2 protein-coding genes and 1 pseudogene are annotated in these 1,358 nt (G+C 70.0%); all 3 read left to right on the top strand.

Translation table 11 applies throughout. The features are described 5' to 3' along the window. Nucleotides 1-230 (top strand): annotated as a pseudogene (locus ACYVE7_RS34100) (daunorubicin/doxorubicin resistance ABC transporter ATP-binding protein DrrA); the annotation flags it as partial. After that, the gene (locus ACYVE7_RS34095; protein ID WP_460370719.1) at nt 227-1,072 is read left to right on the top strand and encodes an ABC transporter permease; all 846 of its coding nucleotides are present in this window, start codon (nt 227-229) and stop codon (nt 1,070-1,072) included. The pseudogene ACYVE7_RS34100 and the gene ACYVE7_RS34095, both read left to right, overlap by 4 nt. A 74-nt stretch (nt 1,073-1,146) precedes the next feature. Then, entirely contained in the window at nt 1,147-1,317 is a 171-nt protein-coding gene (locus ACYVE7_RS34090; protein ID WP_460370718.1) for a hypothetical protein, read from the top strand. Nucleotides 1,318-1,358 lie beyond the last annotated feature (41 nt).

Genomic DNA, 1,358 nt, shown 5'->3' with positions numbered 1-1,358 from the left:
CCGAGCTGCTGGCGCGCGAGCTGGGCGTCCAGGTCGAGCCGGAATCCGACCCCGCTTCGCTGACCGCGCGGCTCACCTCGGCCGCCGACGGCGCGGCGCAGGCGTCGCGGGCACTGGCGTCGCTCGCCGGCTCCGGGATCGGCGTCGACGACTTCTCCCTCCGCAAGTCCAGCCTCGACGAGGTGTTCCTGGCCCTCACCGACCGGACCGCGAAGGAGCAGGCGGCATGACCACCACGACCCAGACCCCCGAGGCCGGTTATGTCCCGGCCGCCGAGACCCTCTCCGCCGTGCTGGCGCGCGGTGAACGCCCCGCCAGGCCGAGCCCGTGGGCGGCGTCCCGCGCGTTCGGCTGGCGCGCCATGTTGAAGATCAAACACGTGCCTGAGCAGCTTTTCGACGTCACCGCGTTCCCGATCATCATGACGCTGATGTTCACCTACCTGTTCGGCGGCGCGATCGCCGGATCGACCGGCGCCTATCTGGAGTTCCTGCTGCCGGGCATCCTCGTCACCAGCGTGGTGATGATCACGATGTACACCGGGGTGGAGGTGAACAAGGACATCGAGCGCGGGGTCTTCGACCGGTTCCGCACCCTGCCGATCTGGCGGCCCGCGGCGCTGGTCGGCTGTCTGCTGGCCGACGTCCTGCGGTATGTGCTGGCGTCCGCGACGATCCTGGCGGTCGGGCTGCTGCTCGGCTACCGGCCGGACGGCGGGCCGCTCGGCGTGCTGGGCGCGATCGGGCTGCTCGTGGTGTTCAGTTTCGCGTTCTCGTGGGTCTGGACGATGTTCGGGCTGCTGCTGCGCTCGGAGAAGTCCGTGATGGGCGTCAGCATGTTGATCATCTTTCCGGTGACGTTCCTCAGCAACGTGTTCGTCGAACCGGAGACGATGCCGGGCTGGCTCCAGGCGTTCGTGGACGTCAACCCGATCGCGCATCTCGTCGCGGCGTCGCGGTCGTTGATGGGCGGTGCGCCGGACGGCGGCGAGATCCTCTGGGTGCTGGTCGCTTCGGCCGGTTTCACGGCGGTGTTCGGCACGCTGACGATGCGCCTGTACAACCGGCGGTGACCTCACAGCCGCCAGAAGTGCTCGGCGGCAGGCCGGTAGGAGCAGGACGCGCCCGTCGACACCGAGGCGCGCAGATGGGCGGCGAGATCGGGATGGACCGCGTCGAGTCGGCGCAGCGCGTCGCGGATCCGGGCGGTGACGGTCTTGCGGGCGCGTTCGGCCTCGTCGCCCAGTCGGCGGTCGCGGCCGGCGAGCCCGGCGGCGGTCCGCAGTTCCGCCCTCGGGACGGAACTCGCTCGTGGTGACGGCCTCGGCGATCTGGTTCACGGTCATTTTTCTTTCCCCT

Source organism: Actinocorallia lasiicapitis, assembly GCF_054778695.1.
The sequence above is the reverse complement of the archived record's forward strand: the minus strand, read 5'-3'. Positions and strand labels throughout refer to the sequence as shown.

Bases quoted from the DNA above. Each gene is read 5' to 3' on its own strand.
- ACYVE7_RS34095 (WP_460370719.1), top strand. From the start codon at position 227: ATGACCACCACGACCCAGACCCCCGAGGCCGGTTATGTCCCGGCCGCC.
- ACYVE7_RS34090 (WP_460370718.1), top strand. From the start codon at position 1,147: ATGGGCGGCGAGATCGGGATGGACCGCGTCGAGTCGGCGCAGCGCGTC.